This window comes from Bradyrhizobium sp. BRP19 (assembly GCF_020194195.1).
Classification (GTDB): Bacteria; Pseudomonadota; Alphaproteobacteria; order Rhizobiales; family Xanthobacteraceae; genus Bradyrhizobium; species Bradyrhizobium yuanmingense.
In genome coordinates this window covers 7,501-24,296 of the sequence record NZ_JADYVZ010000031.1, presented here as the reverse complement: position 1 = coordinate 24,296, position 16,796 = coordinate 7,501, and the positions used below count along the sequence as shown (strand labels likewise).

Below are 16,796 nucleotides of genomic sequence, written 5' to 3'. Positions count from 1 at the left end.
GCCGGAGGCGTCATCCACCAATTCTGTCGAGCACTGCCGGTCGAGGGTGGGTTACGCCTTCGGCTAATCGACCCTACGCACCTGTCGTTACGCTGCGTTCTTCTTCCGCATCCGATCGATCAGCTGATCTTCCCAATAAGTGAGGCTGCCGAGCCCGAGCGCCATCGCGTTGGCGCGGCGATAGTACATGTGGCAGTCGAACTCCCAGGTGAAACCCATGCCGCCGTGGACCTGGATGTTGTTCTTGGCGCAGTGCTGGAACGCCTGCGTCGCGCTGATGCGCGCGGCGGCGGCGGCTTCCGGCAGTTCGGCCGCATTGGTCGAGAGCGCCCAGGCGCCGTAATAGCTGTTGGAGCGCGCCAGCGTCGCCGAGACGTACATGTCCGCGAGCATGTGCTTGACCGCCTGAAACGAGCCGATCTGGCGGCCGAAGGCGATGCGGTCCAACGCGTAGTCGCGGCCCATCTCCAGCGCTCGGTCGGCGCCGCCGACCTGCTCGAACGCGCACAGCACCGCGGCGCGGTCGAGCACCTGGGTGAGGATGCTCCAGCCGTCGCCCGCAGGTCCGAGCGGCTCGGCTTTGGCATCCTTGAAGGTGATCTCGGCCTGTCCGCGGGTCGGATCAAGATTGGTGAGGCTCTTCACATCGACGCCGCCGGCTTTGAGATCGACCAGGAACAGCGAGATGTCATTGTCGCGCCCACTCGATCCCGTGCGCGCGGCGACCACCGCAAAATCGGCAATCGCACCGTCGGCGACCGGCTTCTTGACGCCGTTGAGCACGCCGTTCGCAGCCGTCAGCTTGACGTTCTTCGGCGACGGGTTGCCCTTGCCCTCGAACAGCGCCAGCGTGCCAATGGCCTCGCCGGAAGCAATCGCCGGCAGCCATTTCTTCTTCTGCGCGTCACTGCCGGCGATCAGCAGCGCTTCGGCGGCGAGGTACACGGTCGAGGAAAACGGCACCGGCGCGTTGGCCCGGCCCATTTCTTCCGCGATTACGCACAGCTCAAGATGACCGGCGCCGGCGCCGCCGAACTCCTCGGGAATCGCGACGCCGAGGAAGCCCATCTCGGCGAGGCCTTTCCACAGCTCCTTGTCGTAAGGCGCCTTGCCGTCGAGCACGACACGCACCGCCTTGGGCGAGCATTTCTCGGCGAGGAACTTGCGCGCCTGGTCGCGGAGCTGCTTTTGATCGTCGGAGAAGTCGAAGTTCATGGCGGGCTTACCTCTTATTCGTTGTCATTTATTGCCGTCATTCCGGGGCGCCGCGCAGCGGCGAACCCGGAATCCATTTCGCCACGCATATGCGGCCCGATGGATTCCGGGCTCGCGCTGCGCGCGCCCGGGAATGACGAATGGAGCGAGTGTCGTCTTCATTTCAGCACGATCACATCCTGATCCGGCTTGTCCGCATAGAGCCGCTCCACCAGCGCCGCGCGGCGTTCCAGGCCGGCGCGCTGGTTGATGTAGCCCTTGTCGGTGAGCTCGTTGCCGTCGATCGAGGGCGGCTCGACCATCAGCATCGCGCGCGCGATGATACGGCTGCTGGCCCCTTCGCATTCACGGTTGTGGGCTTCCAGGCCGCGCCTGAAGCAAGCGATCACCTCGGGATGCTTCACAGCATCCGCAAAGCTGAGATCGGGATTGCCGACCAGCTGCCGGCAGGCGTGCAGGTTCGGCCAGGCCAGGAGGCCGATGAAGGGACGGTCCTGCCCCGCGACCAGCGCGTCGTGCACCACGGGCGTGGCGGCCGCGATCGCATCGGTCCGCAGCGAGCCGACATGTACGAATGTGCCCGTGGTGAGCTTGAAGTCCTCCACCACGCGGCCGGCGAAGATGATGCCTTGCACCGGATCGGAATCGTCGACGAAGACGCCGGCATCGCCGATGCAATAAAAACCTTCCTCGTCGAACATCTTCTTCGTCAGCTCAGGCTGGCCGAAATAGCCGGGCGTGACATTGACGCCGCGCAGGCGCAACTCGTATTTCGAGCCGCACGGCACCATCTTCAACTCGACGCCGGGGAACGGCAGGCCGATCAGGCCGACGCGCTCGGTGTCCCAATAGGTGCCGGTCGAGGTCGGCGCGGTCTCGGTCGAACCCCAGCCGGTGTAGAACACGATGCGCTCGCCGGTGGTCTTCACTGCGAGGGCCTGCATGCGCTCGTAGAGATCGTCGGGCAGACGCGCGCCGCCATAGGCCATGATCGAGAGATTCTTGAAGAAGGAACGGCAGAGCGCGTCGTCCTTCTCCATGGCCGCTGCCAGCGCGGCATAGCCGGCCGGCACGTTGGCATAATAGGTCGGCGAGATCTCGCGCAGATTGCGCAGGGTCTCCTCGAACTGGCCCGGCATCGGCCTTCCGTCGTCGATATAGAGCGTGCCGCCGTCGACCAGGATCGGGTGGAACGCGGCATTGCCGCCCATGGTGTGGTTCCAGGGCATCCAGTCCAGCATGGTCGAGATCGGTCCGTTCGGATCGCGCGGCCGCACTTGCATCATCATCGCTGCATTGGCGCACATCATCTCCTGCGTGTTGATGACGGCTTTGGGCATGCCGGTCGAGCCTGATGTGAACAGCAGCTTGCCGACGGTCTGCGGCGTGATCTTCGCGATCGAGGCCTCGACATCGGCCGTGACACGCGTTGCCGCGAGCTCGGCAAAGCTGACGCTCTTGATGCCCTCGCAGGGCCGCGCGACGTGAACCACAGTGACGCCGCTGAGGTCGAGCGCCTTCAGCGCCTTCTCGAAGATCGGTCCGTCCTGCACCATCAGTACGGCCGGCTTGATCAGGTCGAACAGGTACTTGAGCTTGACGTGGTCGTGGCTCATCAACGAGTAGGCCGGCGATACCGGCGCTGCCGGAACGCGCGCCTGCATCGCGGCCTGCGTCATCAGCGCATGCTCGATCGAATTGCCGGAGAGGATCGTGACGGGCCGGCCCTTGAGCTCGAGATTGAGCAGGCCTTGCGTCAGCGCGTCCACGATGCGCTTGGCTTCGCCATAGGACACCTTGCGCCATTCGCGGTTCGGGCCGCCGCGCTGCGCCAGCCAGATGCGCTCGGGTGCTTCCTTGGCCCATTTCGCCAGCGAGGCCGGGATGTGCTTCTCATGAGGCTGCAGCGGAATGCGCGACTTCAGCACCACCGTGCCGTCGCCGCGACGCTCGACGTCGATGTCGCGCGCGAGCCACTGCACCTTGCGAAAGGCGGGCTTCGTCATCACTGCCGCCGCGCTTCCACTCATTTTGCGTCTCCCGGAATTACTGTCCTTTGCGGATCTTCATCGTTCAGCGCCTGATATAGACAGGCTTTCGCTTCTCAAGGAAGGCCCTGATGCCTTCCGAAAACTCTTCCGAGCGGCTGCACAGGACCTGGTTGCGATCCTCCATCGCGATCACAGCTTCCAGCGAGCTGGCATCGACGCTCATGTTGAGGCATTCCTTGGATAGCCGCAGGCCCACGGGCGAGGCCGTCATCATCGCCTCGACATAAGGCGCGGCCGCGTCATCGAGCTTGTCCTCGTCCACGATCTCCGAGACGAGGCCGACCGCGAGCGCGCGCTCCGCTCCGATGAAGCGCCCGGTGAGGATCAGCTCGGATGCGACGGAGACGCCGACGAGGCGCGGCAGAAAATAGCTGGTGCCGATATCGCAGCCGCCGAGCCCGAGCTTGATGAAAGCGCAATTCATCCGCGCCGATCTCGTCGCGATGCGGATGTCGGAGGCCAGCGCCAGCGCGAAGCCGCCGCCGGCCGCCGCGCCCTGCACCAGCGCCAGGATCGGCTGCGGACAGCGCCGCATCAGCATCACGATGTCGGCGATGCGCCGCTGCGAATCCAGCGACTCCGTGACGCCCGGCGGCTCCTGCTGCCCGGCCCGGCGCGCCATCGCAGCTTTGAGATCGAGGCCGGCGCAAAAATTCTTGCCGGCGCCCTTGAGCACGACGACGCGGGTGTCGCGATTGCGTTGCAGGCCCTGGAAATAATCGTTGAGCGCATCGATCAGCGCGGGATCGAGTGCGTTGAGGTGCTCGGGCCGATTGAGCGTCACCCGGTCGACGCCATCGTCATGCTCGATCAGCAGCGGTTGGGACATGGGGGCCTCGCACTTGCCGCGAGTCGCGGCGCCGATTGCTGCGCCCTCTCCCCTTGCGGGAGAGGGCATGTAGATCGCTAGCCGCACAATCGCTTGTGTGAGGGGTCTGCCTCCACAAATGAGATTGTGGAGGCAACCCCTCATCCGGCGCCGTAGCCGAAGCTTCGCTTCGGCGTCCTTAAGAACGGCGGCCTAAGGCCGCCTATGCCACCTTCTCCCACAAGGGGAGAAGGAAGAACGAACCGCCTATCGCGGCGCCATGCGGATCGCACCGTCGAGGCGGATGGTCTCGCCGTTCAGCATCGGGTTCTCGACGATGTGCACCGCGAGCATGCCGTATTCGTTGGCATCGCCGAGACGCGAGGGATGCGGCACCTGGGCGCCCAGGCTCTTGCGGGCCTCTTCGTTCAGGCCCATCAGCAGCGGCGTGAAGAACAGGCCGGGCGCAATGGTGTTGACGCGGATCTTCTGGCTGGCGAGATCGCGCGCGGCCGGCAGCGTCAGGCCGACGACGCCACCCTTCGAGGCCGAATAGGCGATCTGGCCGATCTGGCCTTCGTAGGCGGCAACCGAGGCCGTGTTGATGATGACGCCGCGCTCTTCGCCGATCGGCTCCGCAGTAACGAGGCGCTCGGCGAACAGCCGCAGGCAGTTGAAGGTGCCGATCAGATTGACGTTGATGATGCGTGCGAACTTTTCGAGCGGATAGACACCGTCGCGGCCGACGATGCGCTGCGAGCCGCCGATGCCGGCGCAGTTCATCAGCACGCGGGCGACGCCGTGTGCGGCTTCCGCCTTGGCGATCGCTGCCTTGATCTGCTCCTCGCTGGTGACGTCGGCGTGCAGCGCGACGCCCTTCACTTCGGCGGCCACCTTCTCGGCGTTTTCCTTGCTCTGATCGATCACGCCGATCTTGGCGCCCTTGGCCGCCATGGCGCGGGCGGTCGCGGCACCAAGGCCCGAGCCGCCGCCGGTGATGAGAACGGCTACGTCTTTTAATTGCATCGCTTGTACCTTTCCTTGAGCGTTTCTTCTCTAGACTTGTCACGTGTCGGCCGGACTATCCGGCCGCAGCGGCTTCCCCGGCTTGCGTGAGGATGCCGCCGCAGATCAGCGTTTCAATGTGCTTGATGTATTGCCGGCAGACATCGTCAGTGACCGGGCCGACGCCGGTGGCGCGGGACATCGCGTGCCGGCCGAAGAACAGGTGATCGCAGGCACCGATCAGGCTGGTGTAGAACAGTACCGGATCAGTCGGGCGGAATTCGCCGCGGCTGACGCCTTCAGCCAGCAGGCGGCGGTGGAAGTCCAGGAGCGGCGCAACGAAGAACTTGGAGACTTCGTCGGCAGAGCTCGCGCTGGTTTCGTGCAAGAGATAGTGGATCAGCCGGTTCATGTAGGGGAACCGGTGATAGGCGCGGATGATGCCGGCGATGTGCAGCTTCAGCTTCGCCGTCGACGTGATCGGCTGCGCCAGCAGATATTCGAGATTGGACATCTCGGTCGCAGCATCCCGCGCGAGCAGCGCCAGCAACAGGCCGTCCTTGTTGCCGAAGTGATATTTGACCAGCGCGGCGTTGGCGCCCGACTTCTGCGCAATGTCGGAGAGTGAGATCTCGATCGAGGAGCGTTCGATCATCAGCTCGCTCGCGGCCACCAGCAATTTCTCTGCCGTGGAATTTTTCCCGCTGGGGAGCCTGTTCGGTACGCTGGTCGCCACGGAGATCCCTGTTTGGCCGCTGGAAGCGGGGCGCAGATAAGCGCAAGCAGCGCCTCATCACAAGAGTTAATTGATCGATTGACTAAACGATGGTCCGACCCTTAAATCCACCCGACAACCAACCCAATAAAGAATTCAGGGAGAGACCGACATGGCCGAGGCTTACATCGTCGCCGCTGCGCGCACCGCCGGCGGGCGCAAGGGGGGCCGTCTCGCCGGCTGGCATCCGGCCGATCTCGCCGCGAAGGTGCTGGACGAGCTGGTCGACCGCACCAAGGTCGATCCGGCCCAGGTCGAGGACGTGATCATGGGCTGCGTGATGCAGGTCGGCGAGCAGTCCAACAATGTCGCGCGCAACGCGATCATGGCCTCGAAGCTTCCGGAGAGTGTGCCAGGCACCTCGATTGATCGTCAGTGCGGCTCCTCGCAGCAAGCGCTGCACTTCGCCGCGCAGGCGGTGATGTCGGGTGCGATGGACGTCGTGATCGCGGCCGGGGTGGAGTCGATGACGCGGGTGCCGATGGGCCTGTCGTCGCAGCTTCCGGCCAAGAATGGCTTTGGCAATTACAAGAGCCCGGGCATCGAGAAGAAGTATCCGAATATCGTGTTCAGCCAGTTCACCGGCGCCGAGATGATGGCCGAGAAGTACGGCCTCTCCAAGGATGAGCTCGACGAATATTCTTACCAGAGCCATCAGCGCGCGATCGCGGCGACGCAAGGAGGTCACTTCAAGAAGGAGATCGTGCCGCTCGAGATCACCCGCGCCGACGGCAGCAAGGACACTCACCACATCGACGAAGGCATTCGCTTCGATGTCACGCTCGACGGCATCAAGGGCGTCAAGCTGATCGCCGAGAACGGCAAGCTCACCGCGGCCAGCGCCAGCCAGATCTGCGACGGCGCCTCCGGCGTCATGGTGGTGAACGAGAAGGGCCTGAAGCAGCTCGGCGTCAAGCCACTCGCCCGCATCCATCACATGACCATGACGGGCGGCGATCCCGTGATCATGCTCGATGCTCCCCTGCACGCCACCAAGCGCGCGCTGGAGAAGGCCGGCATGAAGATCGGCGACATCGACCTGTTCGAGGTCAACGAGGCCTTCGCCTCGGTGCCGACCGCCTGGCTGAAGACCACCGGCGCCGACCCGGAGCGTCTCAACGTCAACGGCGGCGCCATCGCGCTCGGCCATCCGCTCGGCGGCTCCGGCACCAAGCTGATGACGACGCTGGTCCACGCCCTGCACCAGCGCGGCAAGCGCTACGGCCTGCAGACCATGTGCGAAGGCGGCGGCATGGCCAACGTGACGATCGTGGAGCGACTGTAAAAAACAAAAGCGAGCAGTGAGTGGCGAGTAGCGAATGGTGAGTAGGCGAAGAGCGGTTTGCCCTTCTTCCCTATTCGCCACTCGCTACTCGCCATTCGCGTTTTGAGGAAACGCCATGACCCACCCCTGTATCCACGCAAAGACGACGCCCGACAAGATCGCCTACCAGATGGCCGGGACCGGCAAGGCGATCACCTATCGCGAGCTCGACGAGCTCTCGAACCAGGGCGCGCATCTGTTCCGCTCGCTTGGCCTCAAGGCCGGCGACCACATTGCGCTGTTGATGGAGAACCGCCTCGCCTTCATGGAGCTGTGCTGGGCGGCACAGCGCAGCGGGCTCTATTACACCGCGATCAGCCGCTACCTGAAGCAGGACGAGATCGATTACATCATCGCCGATTGCGGCGCCAAGGTCGTGATCACGACGCCGAAATGCGCCGACCAGATCAAGGGCCTGATCAAGGGCGCGCCCGGTGAGCCGATCTTCTACATGATGGACGAGCCGCTGCCCGGCTTCCGCTCCTACGACAAGGAAGCCGCCGCGCAGCCGACGACGCCGATCGCCGACGAGGTCGCCGGCTACGACATGCTGTATTCGTCGGGCACCACCGGGCGCCCTAAGGGAATCAAGAAGGCTTTCGAAGGCAACAGGATCGACGTGCCGAACGCCTTCCTCCGCGTGCTCTGCGCCGACATGTGCGGCATGAATGCGGAGAGCACCTATCTGTCGCCGGCGCCGCTCTATCATGCGGCACCCCTGCGCTTCAACATGATGGCGATCGTGCTCGGCGGCACCTCCATCATCATGGAGCATTTCGACGCCGAAGAGTTCCTGAAGCTGGTCGAGAAGTACAAGGTGACGCAATCGCAGCTGGTGCCGACCATGTTCGTGCGCATGCTGAAGCTGCCGGACGAGGTGCGCACGAGGTACGACGTCTCCACCCTGAAGGGCGCGATCCACGCCGCCGCGCCCTGCCCCATCGACGTCAAGGCCAAGATGATCGAATGGTGGGGGCCGATCCTGATCGAGTATTACGCCGGGTCTGAAGGCAATGGCGTCACCGTCTGCAACTCGCAGCAATGGCTGGAGCATCGCGGCAGCGTCGGCCGCGCCGTGGTCGGCAAGATCAAGATTCTCGACGAGAACGACGAGGAGCAGCCGGTCGGCGAAATCGGTACCGTCTATTTCGCCGACGCGCCCGCCTTTACCTATCACAATGATCCCGAGAAGACGAAGAAGGCCTACAACGCCAAGGGATGGTCGACGCTCGGCGACGTCGGCTATCTCGACAAGGACGGCTTCCTCTATCTCACCGACCGCAAGTCCTACATGATCATCTCGGGCGGCGTGAACATCTATCCGCAGGAGACCGAGGACGTGCTGATCACGCACCCCGAGGTCGCCGACGTCGCGGTGTTCGGCGTGCCGAACGAGGAGATGGGCGAAGAGGTCAAGGCGGTGGTGCAGCCCCACGACATGAGCCGCGCCGGCAAGGCGCTGGAGGCCGATTTGATCGCCTATTGCAAGAGCCGCCTCTCCGCCATCAAGTGCCCGCGCTCGGTCGATTTCGAAGCCGAGCTGCCGCGCACGCCGACCGGCAAGCTGGTGAAGCGGCATTTGCGCGATCGGTATTGGCCGAAGACGGCGACGAAGACTTAGGGCGAGCGGCCGCTCTCAACACCGTCATGCCCGGGCTTGTCCCGGGCATCCACGTTCTTTGTACTGCAAAGGAAGACGTGGATGGCCGGGTCAAGCCCGGCCATGACGCCGAGCAAGCTTCGGCATCCTCAATCGAACAGGCTCGGAGTGTGGTTCACCAGCGCGCCTTCGATCTCCAGCATCTTCAGCTTCGTGACCACGCCGCCATTCGCCGAGAAGCCGCCGGGCTTGTTGCCCGCGGCGAGCACGCGATGGCAGGGCACGACGATCGGGCACGGGTTGCGGCCGAGCGCCTGGCCGACGTCGCGAGACAGCTGGACGCCGCCGAGCTGTTTTGCGATGTCGCCATAGGTGATGGTCTTACCCGGCGGAATCGCCCGGGCGATGTCGTAGACGCTGCGATTGAACTCGGGCACGCCGTCGAGGTCGAGCGGAATGTCGGTGAGATCATCCGGCTCGCCGGCGAGCAGTTTTGTCATGCGATCGATCGCCTGTTGCACCTCGGCGGTCGGCTCGGCCTCAACGGCGTCGGCATGACGCTGGCTGATGCGGGTGCGGATCTTCTGCTCGCCGCCCATCGGCAATTGCGTGCCGTTGATGCCCCGCGGGCCCCAGGCGATGGCGCACAGGCCGATCCTTGTGTCGAACAGAGCAAAATGCTGGTCGGTCATGTCTAGGTTCCTGGCTTGCTTCCGTTGCAGGCCCCCACTTTGATGTCGTGCCAAATCTAGGCTTGGAAATAGTTGCGATCCACCCGGTTTCCGGGAATCTTGCACAGGCGTTCCAATCCTCTCCCGAGTCCATCATGCAGAGCCTCCACGTCAACGGTTACGACATGCCCTATCTCGATGTGGGCGAAGATAGGGGCCGTCCGCCTCTGGTCTGCGTGCATGGATCGCTGAATGACTTCCGCGTCTGGGGCTGCGTGCTGGGGCCGCTGACGCAGCGGCACCGGGTGATCGCCGTCAGCCTGCGGCACTTCTTCCCGGAGCGCTGGGACAGCGTCGGTGACACCTATTCGATCGCCCAGCATGTCGAGGACGTCATCGCCTTCATCGACAAGCTCGATGTGGGACCGGTCGATTTGATGGGCCATTCCCGCGGCGGGCATATCTGCTTCCGCGTGGCGCAGCAGCGGCCCGATCTCTTACGCCGGCTGATCCTGGCCGAGCCCGGGGGCGAGCTCGATGCGAGCCTTGATCCGGACTACGTCGGCGGCCCCTCGCCGCTGCTGGCGCGCTTCACGGCCTCGGCCGAGAAGATCGCGGCCGGCGATGTCGACGGCGGGCTCGCCGTCTTCGTTGACACGCTGGAAGGCCCAGGCACCTGGCCGCGATTGCCCGCGATGGTGAAGCAGAACCTGCGCGACAATGCCTTTACGCTGATCGGCCAGGTCCGCGACAGCCGCCCGCCGTTCTCGAAGGCGGATGCGGAGGCGATCAAGATGCCGACGCTGTTCATCCTGGGCGCGCGGACCAAGGGCCTCTTGCCGAAAGTGCTGCATGCGCTGGCCACGCATGTGCCCTATTCCAAGACGGCGATCATCCCGAACGCGACGCATCCGATGTTCGAGCAGGCGCCGCAGAAATTCTCCGAAGTGGTTTTGGATTTTCTGGCGAGCTGACCATGCAAAGCTTCCGCGTCAATGGTTACGACATGGCCTATCTCGAGGTCGGTGAGGGCCCGCCACTGGTCTGTGTGCACGGCACACTCGGTGATTTCCGCACCTGGTATTCGGTGCTCGGTCCGCTGTCGAAATCCCATCGCGTGATCGCGGTCAGCCTGCGGCACTTCTTTCCCGAGCATTGGGACGCCGTCGGCGACGACTACAAGATGGCGCAGCACGTCGCCGATACGATTGCCTTCATCGAGCAGGTCAGGCCCGGCCCCGTCGACCTGATGGGCCATTCGCGCGGCGGACACATCGCCTTTCGCGTGGCGCAGGCGCGGCCTGATCTGTTGCACAAGCTGGTGCTGGCCGAGCCCGGCGGCGATCTCGACCCATCCCTGCCTGTGCCCGAAGGCACGCCCGCGCATCCGTCGCTGGCGGCCCGCACGGCGCGATCGGTCGAGATGATCCGCGGCGGCGACCTCGAGGGCGCGGTGCGGAATTTCTACGAAGGCATCGAGGGCGACGGTTCCTGGCGGCGCGTGCCGGCTGCGGCCAAGCAACAACTCCGCGACAACGCGCTCACCTTCCTTGGCCAGATCAACGAGCAGCGCCGGCCCTACACCCTCAGCGATGCGCAGGCGATCAGGACGCCGACGCTGCTGATCGGCGGCGGCGCCACCACCGGCAGCCTGTCGGTGATGTGGCGCGTGCTGGCCGCGCACATCGCGGGCGCCGAGACGGCAGTGATCGCGAACGCCGGCCACTGGATGTTCGAGCAGGCGCCGCTCGAGTTCGGCGAGGTGGTGAGCAGATTCCTGACGGAGTAGCTCACACCTTCCACACGCCGACCGGCATCTTGATCGTCGCGTTCAGGCGGTTCCAGACGTTGATCGTCGCGATCGCAACGATCAGCGTGGCGAGCTCGCGCTCGTCGAAGTGCTTGGCGGCTTCGTTCCAGATCGCATCGGGCACCGGATCCTCGCGATCGGCGAGGCGCGTGACGGCTTCGGTCAGGGCCAGCGCGGCGCGCTCGGCGTCCGTGAAGTAGGGCGCTTCGCGCCAGGCGGAGACGGCGAACAAGCGCTCGTCGGTTTCGCCCAGCCGGCGGGCGACCTTCGGGTGCATATCGACGCACACGCTGCAACCATTGATCTGGCTGGCGCGCAGGTGCACCAGTTCGAGGAGCCTTTCCGGCAGACCCTGCTTTGTCAGGTTGCCGAGGGACTGAAGGACCTTCATGGCCTCCGGCAGGACCATGACGGGATGATTCATGCGGGCGTGCATCATGTTGCGTCTCCATCTGTCGAATTTCGAAGGTTCCGGTCACATCGGCCGGATTGGCTTCGTCATGGGCATGACGGATCGCGACGAGGGAATGTGACCGATGACCGAAGAAAATTTTCTGACCGGGCAGTTCGAGGCGAGCAGGGATCATTTGCGTGCGGTCGCCTATCGAATGCTGGGCTCGCGCGCCGAGGTCGACGATGCCGTGCAGGAGGCTTGGCTGCGGGTCAGCCGCTACGACCTGTCCGACATCGCGAATTTGCGCGGCTGGCTGACCACGGTCGTGGCGCGCATCTGCCTCGACATGCTGCGCGCCCGGAAGTCGCGTCGCGAGGATCCGATGGGTCCGCACGTACCCGAGCCGGTCGACGATACAAGCGAGCGAGAGGCGGAGATGGCCGATTCCGTCGGCGCGGCACTGCTGGTCGTGCTGGAAACGCTGCAGCCCGCGGAGCGGCTCGCCTTCGTGCTGCACGACATGTTCGCCGTCCCGTTCGAGGAGATCGCGCCGATCGTCGGCCGTTCGGTCGATGCCTCGCGGCAACTGGCGAGCCGCGCCCGGCGGCGCGTGCAGGGCGCACCGGTGCCCGAGACGGATCTGACGCAGCAGCGAAGGATCGTCGATGCATTTCTTAAAGCCTCGCGCGAGGGCAATTTCGAAGGGCTGCTCGCGGTGCTGGATCCCGAGGTCGTCTTCCGCGCCGATCAGGCCGCGGTGCGGCTCGGCTCGCTGGCGGAGGTGCGCGGCGCCGAGGCTGTCGCGCAGTTCTACAAGGGCCGCGCCCGGACGGCGCGCACGGCGCTGGTCGATGGTGAGTTGGGTGCTGCCGTCATCCTCGGCGGACAGCTGCGCATTGCCCTGCGCGTGACGTTCGTGGGCGAGCGGATCGGGGCGATCGAGGCGGTGGCCGATGCGGACGACATCGCCACGATGGAGGTGGAGGTGCTGGATGGGTCAGATCCGGACCCGTTGTCGCGAAAACAACCCCATGCACAGTAGACGGACTCAGGAAATTCAACAGCTTACCCGGGTGACGTGGAGCCCTTGGGATCGCCCGAGATACGGCTTGACGCTCCACCTTGCCGAGCGTAAGTTCGAATACGGAATTCCGTATTTCTTCGTTCTTCTGGAGCTGCCGGTGTGATCCCTCTCGACCCGCTCCCGAACCTGATCGACCAAGTCTATGCGCGGATCCTGGAGGCGATCTCCGACCGCACGCTTCGGCCCGGCCAGCGCATCCGGCAGAACGAGCTCGCCGATCGGCTCGGCGTGTCGCGCCAGCCGGTGTCGCATGCGCTGCATCTGTTGCATCGGCAGGGCCTGGTCGCCGAGAGCGGCCGCCGCGGCTTTGAAGTGACACAGCTCGATCCCGCGCGCATCCGTCAGCTCTACGAGGTGCGCGGCGCCATCGATGCGCTGGCGGCCGGGCTGGCCGCTCAGCGCGCGGCCAGCGACGCAGCGGGACGCGCGCGACTGGAGGCAGCGCTCGCCGCCGGACGCCGCAGCGACCGCGACACCACGCTATCCGAGCTCATCGCGCTCGACGTCGATTTTCACCGCGCGATCTATCAGCTCGCCGGCAATCCCGTGATCGAGGAGACCATGGCGCCGCAATGGCCGCACATGCGGCGCTCGATGGCGACGGTGCTCTCCGAGCTCGATTATCGCGCCAGCGCCTGGGCGGAGCATGCCGAGATTGCCGCGCACATTTTCAGCGGCAACGCGACGGCGGCCGAACGCGCCGCGCTTGCGCATGCGCAGACGGCGGGACGGATGACCGAGGAGAGATTGCGGGCGACGGAAGAGGCGGCGGCGTAGCACGCCGTCATTCCGGGGCGACGCGACGGGACCGCGCGAAGCGCGGCCCGGGAGCGTCGAGCCCGGAATCCATCGGGCGGCAGAGACTGCGGAGGAATGGATTCCGGGCTCACGCTTCGCGTGCCCCGGAATGACAAAACAAAGCAAACAGGAGGACGACCCATGAAACTGTCTCAGGAGCAATTGGAGTTCTTCCACCGCGAGGGCTGGCTGTTCCTGCCCGAATTGTTCGCCCAGGAGGAGGTCGACCTGCTCGCGCGCGAGGCGGTCGCAATCTACGACGCCAACCGGCCCGAGGTCTGGCGCGAGAAGAGCGGAGCGCCGCGCACGGCCTTTGCCGCGCATCTCTACAACGAGGCGTTCGCGATCCTCGGCGCGCATCCGCGCATGATCGAGCCGGTCGAGCAATTGTTCGGCGAGCCCGTCTACATGCACCAGTTCAAGATCAACGCGAAATCGGCCTTCACCGGCGACGTCTGGCAATGGCACCAGGACTACGGCACCTGGAAGCGCGACGACGGCATGCCGGAGCCGCGGGCGATGAACATCGCGATCTTCCTCGACGAGGTGATGCCGATCAACGGCCCCCTGATGCTGGTGCCGCGCAGCCAGAACGCCGGCGATCTCGAGGCTTCGCACGATCTCGCCACCACCTCTTATCCGCTGTGGACGCTGGACGAGGATACGGTGACGCGCCTCGTCAAGCAGGGCGGCATCGTCGCGCCCACCGGCAAGCCCGGCGGCATGCTGATGTTCCACGGCAATCTCGTGCACGGCTCCAGCGGCAACATCACGCCCTATCCGCGCAAGATCGTGTACCTGACGCTGAATGCGGTCTCGAACCATATCCGCACACCGACCCGGCCGGACTACATCGCGCATCGCGATTTCACGCCGATCAAGACGGTGGACGACGACGCGCTGCTGCGGCTGGCACGGGCACCGCGGCAGGCGGCGGAGTAACCTGTCATTCCGGGGCGACGCGGAGCGTTGAGCCCGGAATCCATCGGGCCGCAGTGCTTGTGGAGAAATGGATTCCGGGCTCGCGCTTCGCGCGCCCCGGAATGACGAAGTTTGACAGTGTCACCTGACAGCCATAGCGATCTCGGACCCCCCATGAACCTCTTCCGCCTCCTGCAAGCCCGCGCATCCGCCGGCAAGCCTGTCCGTGTCGCGCTGATCGGCGCCGGCAAGTTCGGCTCGATGTTCCTTGCACAGGTGCCGCACACGCCGGGGCTGGAGGTGCCCATCATCGTCGACATCGACCGCGACCGGGCCCGCGAGGCCTGCCGGACCGTCGGCTGGGATGCCGAACGCATCGCCGCGACCGTGTTCACCGATGACGGCGCGCGCGCCATTGCCGGCGGCGCCATGGACGTGGTGGTAGAGGCGACCGGCAATCCCGCCGTCGGCATTGCCCACGCGCGCGCCGCGATCGCGGCGGGCAAGCATATCGTGATGGTCAATGTCGAAGCCGACGTGCTGGCGGGCCCGCTGCTCGCCGACGAAGCGCGAAAAGCGGGCGTGGTCTATTCGCTCGCCTATGGCGACCAGCCGGCGCTGACGGCGGAGATGGTCGATTGGGCCCGCGCCACCGGATTTCACGTCATTGCCGCCGGCAAGGGCACGAAGTACCTGCCGGCCTATCACGACGTGACGCCCGACGGTGTCTGGCAGCATTACGGCCTGACCGCGGGCGAAGCGCAGTCGGCCGGCATGAATCCGCAGATGTTCAACTCGTTCCTCGACGGCACCAAATCGGCGATCGAGATGGCCGCAATCGCCAATGCCTGCGGCCTCGACGTGCCCGCGGACGGCCTGGCGTTTCCGCCGTGCGGCGTCGATGATCTGCCGCACATCATGCGGCCGCGCTCGCGCGGCGGTGTGCTGGAGCGATCCGGTGTCGTCGAAGTCGTCTCCTCGCTCGAGCGCGACGGCCGGCCGGTGTTTCGCGACCTGCGCTGGGGCGTCTATGTAGTACTGGAGGCGCCCAACGACTATGCCGCCGATTGCTTCAGGCAATACGGCCTCAAGACCGATGGGAGCGGACGCTATGCCGCGATGTACAAGCCCTACCATCTGATCGGGCTCGAGCTGAACATCTCGGTGCTGTCGGCCGCGCTGCGGGGCGAGCCCACCGGGCAGCCTTACGGCTTTCGCGGCGACGTCGCCGCCGTGGCCAAACGTAACTTGCGTGCCGGGGAGATGCTCGACGGCGAAGGCGGCTACACGGTATGGGGCAAGCTGATACCGGCGGCCGCGAGCCTCAGGGCTGGGGCCCTGCCGATCGGGCTCGCACATCGCCTCAAGCTTAAGCACGACGTCGCCCATGGCACGTTGGTACGCTGGAGCGATGTCGAATTCGACCCGGGCAACGAAACGGTGAAGGCGCGCAAGGCCATGGAAGCCGCGTTCGCGCCGCAGCATTGATCGGCTTGGCAGGCGCACAACCAAAGCGAGCTTGATTTGCTGTTCCCCTTTGGTCATGCTGCCTGCGATCCGGGAACATTGAATTTCGGACACCAAGAAACGTCGGCCACCGGCGAAAGATGAAGCGGCGTCAAGACCGCGATCCCTCGTCGAGGACACGACACCGCAGGAGGGAAACGCATGGAACGTCGTAAATTTCTGAAGGCAGGCGGACTGGGCCTTGCCGCAAGCGCAATTGCAGCGCCGGCTGTCGCACAATCAATGCCCGAGGTGAAATGGCGGCTGGCGGCGAGCTGGCCGAAATCACTGGATACGCTCTACGGCGGCTGCGAGTATTTCTGCAAGCGGGTCGCGGAGATCACCGACAACAGATTCCAGATCCAACCCTTCGCGGCCGGCGAAATCGTCGGGGGCCTGCAAGTGCTCGATGCCGTGTCCAACGGCACCGTCGAAATGGGCAACACCGCGCTCTACTATTATTGGGGCAAGAACCCGGCATTCACCTTCGGCACCTCGCTGCCGTTCGGCCTCAATACGCGTCAGCACATTTCCTGGCTGATATGGGGCGGCGGCCAGGACATGCTCAATGATCTCTTGAAAGAGCACAACGCGATCGGCGTGCCGACCGGCTCGACCGGGGCTCAGATGGGCGGCTGGTTCCGCAAGGAGATCAAGACCGTCGATGATCTCAAGGGCCTGAAATTCCGGGTTGGCGGCTTCGCCGGCACCATTGTCGCAAAGGTCGGGGGCGTGCCGCAACAGATCGCGGCCGGCGACATCTATCCCGCGCTGGAGAAAGGGACGATCGACGCTGCCGAGTGGGTCGGTCCGTATGACGACGAGAAGCTCGGC

The 16,796-nt window shown here is 64.9% G+C and carries 16 protein-coding genes (1 of these 16 running past the window's edge); 9 read left to right on the top strand and 7 right to left on the bottom strand.

Annotation, left to right across the window (positions count from 1 at the left end):
- Positions 1–87: 87 nt before the first annotated feature.
- From I6F36_RS37025 to I6F36_RS37005, 5 genes are all read right to left on the bottom strand, one after another.
- The gene (locus I6F36_RS37025) at positions 88–1,215 is read right to left on the bottom strand and encodes an acyl-CoA dehydrogenase family protein (RefSeq protein WP_225149377.1); all 1,128 of its coding nucleotides are present in this window, start codon (positions 1,213–1,215) and stop codon (positions 88–90) included.
- 158 nt (positions 1,216–1,373) lie between these two features.
- Positions 1,374–3,245: an AMP-binding protein gene (locus I6F36_RS37020; RefSeq protein ID WP_109142271.1), complete on the bottom strand. Its 1,872-nt coding sequence runs from the start codon at positions 3,243–3,245 to the stop codon at positions 1,374–1,376.
- Between the two features lie 43 nt (positions 3,246–3,288).
- Positions 3,289–4,095 carry an enoyl-CoA hydratase/isomerase family protein gene (locus I6F36_RS37015; protein ID WP_225149378.1) on the bottom strand — a complete coding sequence of 269 codons (807 nt, stop codon included), beginning with the start codon at positions 4,093–4,095 and terminating at the stop codon, positions 3,289–3,291.
- Between the two features lie 246 nt (positions 4,096–4,341).
- Positions 4,342–5,100 (bottom strand): SDR family NAD(P)-dependent oxidoreductase, encoded by a 759-nt coding sequence (locus I6F36_RS37010; RefSeq protein ID WP_024337318.1) that lies wholly within the window; start codon positions 5,098–5,100, stop codon positions 4,342–4,344.
- 55 nt (positions 5,101–5,155) lie between these two features.
- The gene (locus tag I6F36_RS37005; RefSeq protein ID WP_249789149.1) at positions 5,156–5,734 is read right to left on the bottom strand and encodes a TetR family transcriptional regulator; all 579 of its coding nucleotides are present in this window, start codon (positions 5,732–5,734) and stop codon (positions 5,156–5,158) included.
- Between the two features lie 232 nt (positions 5,735–5,966).
- On the opposite strand from I6F36_RS37005, the gene I6F36_RS37000 reads away from it, so the two are divergent.
- Both I6F36_RS37000 and I6F36_RS36995 read left to right on the top strand, forming a co-directional pair.
- Entirely contained in the window at positions 5,967–7,139 is a 1,173-nt protein-coding gene (locus I6F36_RS37000; protein WP_225137612.1) for an acetyl-CoA C-acetyltransferase, read from the top strand.
- Between the two features lie 115 nt (positions 7,140–7,254).
- Positions 7,255–8,799, top strand: coding sequence for an acyl-CoA synthetase (locus I6F36_RS36995; RefSeq protein WP_225173165.1), 1,545 nt, complete (start codon positions 7,255–7,257; stop codon positions 8,797–8,799).
- A gap of 128 nt (positions 8,800–8,927) precedes the next feature.
- Here the strand turns inward: I6F36_RS36995 and I6F36_RS36990 are convergent, their stop codons facing one another.
- Positions 8,928–9,470, bottom strand: a complete 543-nt coding sequence (locus tag I6F36_RS36990) for a methylated-DNA--[protein]-cysteine S-methyltransferase (protein ID WP_225129028.1) — start codon at positions 9,468–9,470, stop codon at positions 8,928–8,930.
- A 134-nt stretch (positions 9,471–9,604) separates the two neighbouring features.
- On the opposite strand from I6F36_RS36990, the gene I6F36_RS36985 reads away from it, so the two are divergent.
- Complete coding sequence (locus I6F36_RS36985) at positions 9,605–10,423, top strand: alpha/beta fold hydrolase (RefSeq protein ID WP_225129027.1); 819 nt, start codon at positions 9,605–9,607, stop codon at positions 10,421–10,423.
- A 2-nt stretch (positions 10,424–10,425) separates the two neighbouring features.
- Positions 10,426–11,238, top strand: coding sequence for an alpha/beta fold hydrolase (locus tag I6F36_RS36980; RefSeq protein ID WP_225129025.1), 813 nt, complete (start codon positions 10,426–10,428; stop codon positions 11,236–11,238).
- 1 nt (position 11,239) lies between these two features.
- On the opposite strand, the gene I6F36_RS36975 is transcribed toward I6F36_RS36980, so the two are convergent.
- On the bottom strand, positions 11,240–11,695 hold the full coding sequence (locus I6F36_RS36975; protein WP_128266519.1) for a carboxymuconolactone decarboxylase family protein: 456 nt from the start codon (positions 11,693–11,695) through the stop codon (positions 11,240–11,242).
- A 100-nt stretch (positions 11,696–11,795) separates the two neighbouring features.
- Between I6F36_RS36975 and I6F36_RS36970 the strand changes: the two genes are divergently transcribed.
- The 5 genes from I6F36_RS36970 to I6F36_RS36950 all read left to right on the top strand — a co-directional run.
- Positions 11,796–12,695 (top strand): sigma-70 family RNA polymerase sigma factor, encoded by a 900-nt coding sequence (locus tag I6F36_RS36970; protein WP_225129023.1) that lies wholly within the window; start codon positions 11,796–11,798, stop codon positions 12,693–12,695.
- A 141-nt stretch (positions 12,696–12,836) separates the two neighbouring features.
- Positions 12,837–13,514: a GntR family transcriptional regulator gene (locus I6F36_RS36965; protein WP_225129021.1), complete on the top strand. Its 678-nt coding sequence runs from the start codon at positions 12,837–12,839 to the stop codon at positions 13,512–13,514.
- A gap of 162 nt (positions 13,515–13,676) precedes the next feature.
- Positions 13,677–14,477, top strand: coding sequence for a phytanoyl-CoA dioxygenase family protein (locus I6F36_RS36960; protein ID WP_225129019.1), 801 nt, complete (start codon positions 13,677–13,679; stop codon positions 14,475–14,477).
- Between the two features lie 153 nt (positions 14,478–14,630).
- A complete protein-coding gene (locus I6F36_RS36955; RefSeq protein ID WP_109142262.1) occupies positions 14,631–15,944 on the top strand; it encodes an NAD(P)H-dependent oxidoreductase in 1,314 nt (437 codons plus the stop codon).
- Positions 15,945–16,124: 180 nt separating this feature from the next.
- Positions 16,125–16,796, top strand: partial view of a TRAP transporter substrate-binding protein gene (locus tag I6F36_RS36950; RefSeq protein WP_035996972.1) — the 5' portion only. Its footprint extends 417 nt past the window's final position; the window shows 672 of its 1,089 coding nt (coding positions 1–672); the start codon lies at positions 16,125–16,127; the stop codon falls past the right edge of the window.